Annotated in this window: 4 protein-coding genes; 2 read left to right on the plus strand and 2 right to left on the minus strand. The window is 69.4% G+C overall.

Annotation, left to right across the window (positions count from 1 at the left end):
* Positions 1-247, minus strand: a 247-nt coding sequence (locus VFG33_RS14410; RefSeq protein WP_325026525.1) for a hypothetical protein, incomplete at its 3' end; no start/stop codon positions are given.
* Positions 248-301: 54 nt separating this feature from the next.
* Between VFG33_RS14410 and VFG33_RS14415 the strand changes: the two genes are divergently transcribed.
* Both VFG33_RS14415 and VFG33_RS14420 read left to right on the plus strand, forming a co-directional pair.
* Positions 302-1,009 (plus strand): maleylpyruvate isomerase N-terminal domain-containing protein, encoded by a 708-nt coding sequence (locus VFG33_RS14415; protein WP_325026527.1) that lies wholly within the window; start codon positions 302-304, stop codon positions 1,007-1,009.
* 9 nt (positions 1,010-1,018) lie between these two features.
* Entirely contained in the window at positions 1,019-1,786 is a 768-nt protein-coding gene (locus tag VFG33_RS14420) for an HpcH/HpaI aldolase family protein (protein WP_325026529.1), read from the plus strand.
* Here VFG33_RS14420 and VFG33_RS14425 read toward each other — a convergent pair.
* Positions 1,783-2,871: a CobW family GTP-binding protein gene (locus tag VFG33_RS14425; RefSeq protein ID WP_325026530.1), complete on the minus strand. Its 1,089-nt coding sequence runs from the start codon at positions 2,869-2,871 to the stop codon at positions 1,783-1,785. The genes VFG33_RS14420 and VFG33_RS14425 overlap by 4 nt on opposite strands.
* Positions 2,872-3,067: the final 196 nt, after the last annotated feature.

Genomic DNA, 3,067 nt, shown 5'->3' on the forward strand with positions numbered 1-3,067 from the left:
CGAAGGAGTGCCCAGCCAGCAGCGCCGGTGCCGGGACGTTGTGCGCGGCCAGAAAACGGGCCAAGCCGACCGGTAACGCGCGGGGCTTCTGGGGGCGGTGGCGGAGGATGACCTGGCGGGAGTCGGTGAGGGTCGCGCGCAGGATCTCATGGTCGAAGCCGTGGCCGCGCAACACCTCGAACGACTCCACCGCGGGGAGGCCGGCCTCGGTGACGAGTTGGTGCAGCAGGGCTTCGGTCGGGGCCATGGCGGCATTCTGTCGAACCTTGGGTTAACCCCGCGACGGGTTTAGGTTCTTACCATGAGGGCTCCTGAGCGAGGCGCGCTGCCGTTGTGGCTGGCGACGACGCTGGGCAGGACCTACGGGCGGTTGACCGAGACCGTGCAGGGGTTGTCGGACGCCGACTTCGCCCGGCCGACCCGCTGCGCCGGGATGGCGGTCGGCCCGTTGCTGGTCCATCTCCTGTACGACGCTCAGCGGGCGCTGGTCGCCTTCGCCAGTCCGTCGACGGCTGAGCCGGATCGAGATTTCGTCAGCTACTGGAACGACTTTCCGCCGCTGGCGGGCGAGGATCCCGAGTCGGCGACGAGCTTCGTGCGCACGGTCGCCTCGGCGTACCGGATGCCGGCGGAGCTCGTCGGGCACTGGCGTGAGGTCTCGGAGGCGGCGGTCCGCGCCGCCGCGTTCGCGCTGGTCGACAAGGGCCGGCGGGTCGAGACCCAGGGCCACGTACTGCGCGCGCCGGATTTCGTGGCGACCCTGGTTTTCGAGGCGACCGTCCACCATCTCGACCTGATCCTGGAACTCCCCGACGCCCCCGAGCCGGATCCGGAGGGCCTGCAGGTGACCGCGCGGACGCTGGACGGACTGTTCGGCCCGGAGGCGTGGGACGTGATCGCCTGGGACACCACCACTTACGTGCTCAAGGCAACCGGGCGGGTCCCGCTGACCGCCCAGGATCTGGACATGCTCGGGCCTCATGCCGACCGGCTACCACTGATCGGGTAGAACGGCGGGGTGAATGCCAAGGGATTTGCCGACCGCCTCCGTGCTCGTGAGTCCGTGGTCGGATACTGGGTGATGCTGGACGCGCCCGCCGCCACCGAACGGATCGCGCGGGTCGGGTACGACTACGTGGTCCTCGACGCTCAGCACGGCCTGCTGGACACCCGCGGGGTGCTCGACGGGCTCCTGGCGATCGATGCGGGCAGTGCGCAGACGGTCGGGCTGGTCAGGACCGAAGCGAACAACGAGACCCCGATCGGTCGTGCCCTGGACGCCGGGGCCGCGGGGGTGATCGTGCCGTTGATCGATACCTCGGAGGACGCTGCCAAGGCTGTTCGGGCGGCCAGGTACCCACCGGTCGGGATCCGCTCTTACGGGCCGGCGCGGTCCGCGCTGCGGATCGGGCCAAGGCCGGCTGAGGCCAATGCGGCGACGGTCGTGCTCGCGATGATCGAGACCCGGCAGGGCTTGGAGAACGTCGCCGCCATCTGTGCGACGCCGGGGCTCGACGGGATCTACGTCGGGCCGTCGGACCTCTGTCTGGCGATCGGTGGCAAGTTCCCGGGTGATCCGGATGTGCAGGAGACGTTCGACGCGGCGATCGCGCTGATCGCGAAGATCGCGGCCGAGGCAGGGGTTGCCGCGGGCATCCATACGCAAAGCGGTGAAGCGGCCCGGGCCCGGTTGGCCGAGGGCTACACGTTCGCCACCGTGGCGTCGGACCTCGACCACCTGCAGGCCGCGGCCGCCGCCCACCTCACCGCGACTGGTCTCCGCTAGAGAACTCCTGCGAAAGGGTCGTCGAGGGCTTGCCAGTCGAGGGTCGCCAGCTCGGACTCGGTCAGCAGGCAGGCGTCCAGAATCGACTGCAGTCGTGCTGGATCGAGTCCGACACCGGTGGCAACGACCGTGCATTCGGCGAGGTGGTTGGTGTCGGACCATTCGCCCAGCATGCCGAGGGACGCGCTGTACCCGGCCGACTCCCAGCGCACCCGCTGCGTCGGCCGGTTGGCGAGCCACACCACGCCACGGCTGCGAACCACCCCGTTGACAATGTCCTCCAACGCGTCGTTCAAGCGCGACGGATGCAGCGGCCGGGTGGACCGCCACAACACCGTGGTGACCCCGTCGCCGCTCGGCTGCAGGCGGTCTTCCGCAGCCAGCTCACCCGCCCATGCCTCGGCCGCCGCGAAGTCGAACAGTCCGGTCCTCGCCACGGGACCAGTCGGTACTCCGGCCGGGTCGGCGTTCACGACCGTGGTCCGTGGGTTCAGGTGGAGCAGCAGGTTGTGCAGGCGTTCCGGAGCCGCACTGCGATGGGCGTTCGCCAGTACGCAGACGTCGGAGTACTCGATCTGTCGCGCGGTCAGTTCCGCGACATTGCGTCGGTCGGGCAGGCCCAGCGCGAGCCCGCGCTCAGCCAGGAGTTCGTCGCCGGAGAGTTGCTCGACCAGTAGCACCGCGTCGACCACGCAGGTGACGGTGTCCACCTGCACCTCGGGCAGCATCGCGACCAGCGTGCTCGCGAGCGGCCGCGCCTCCATCGCAGGCGGAGCAGCCAGTACTACGTGCTGCCAGTGCTCGCGGGCGATCAACGTCTCCAGCAAGGGCAGCAGCGACTCGATCAACCCGCAGGCGCCGCAGTCGTCGCCGACGGTGAACTCGCCGGCATCGATCGGCCCGGAGGCGTCGAACACCCGCCAGGACAGCACCCCCAGGCGCTGCAGCTGATCCTGATCCACCACGACGGCCACGGTGGCGGCATCGACCGTGCCATCCGCCGTCATCGCTGCCAGAACGGGGTCGCGAAGCGTCGTCGAGAGCCCGACGAGCAGGGTCAGGGGGGTCTTCCGAGGGGCGGCCATGCCAGCAGTATATGAAAACGGTTTTCATCAGTCCAGAGCTGGGGTCCGACGACTTTCCCGTCACTGCGGCAAATTTCCGCGCGACCCCGCGGAATAGGCCAGCCCGCCCGGTGGGCGGTTAACAGTTAAGTGGTTCACGTCTTCCGCGACCTCGGGTGGCTGGTTAGGGTCCGAGGCGGGGCAGGGTCGGCGGGAG

Source organism: Kribbella sp., from assembly GCF_035687465.1.
In the GTDB taxonomy this organism is placed as follows: domain Bacteria; phylum Actinomycetota; class Actinomycetes; order Propionibacteriales; family Kribbellaceae; genus Kribbella.

What these genes read in the sequence shown, in the direction of transcription:
- VFG33_RS14425 (WP_325026530.1), bottom strand. Translation starts at nt 2,871, where the DNA reads ATGGCCGCCCCTCGGAAGACCCCCCTGACCCTGCTCGTCGGGCTCTCG.
- VFG33_RS14415 (WP_325026527.1), top strand. Translation starts at nt 302, where the DNA reads ATGAGGGCTCCTGAGCGAGGCGCGCTGCCGTTGTGGCTGGCGACGACG.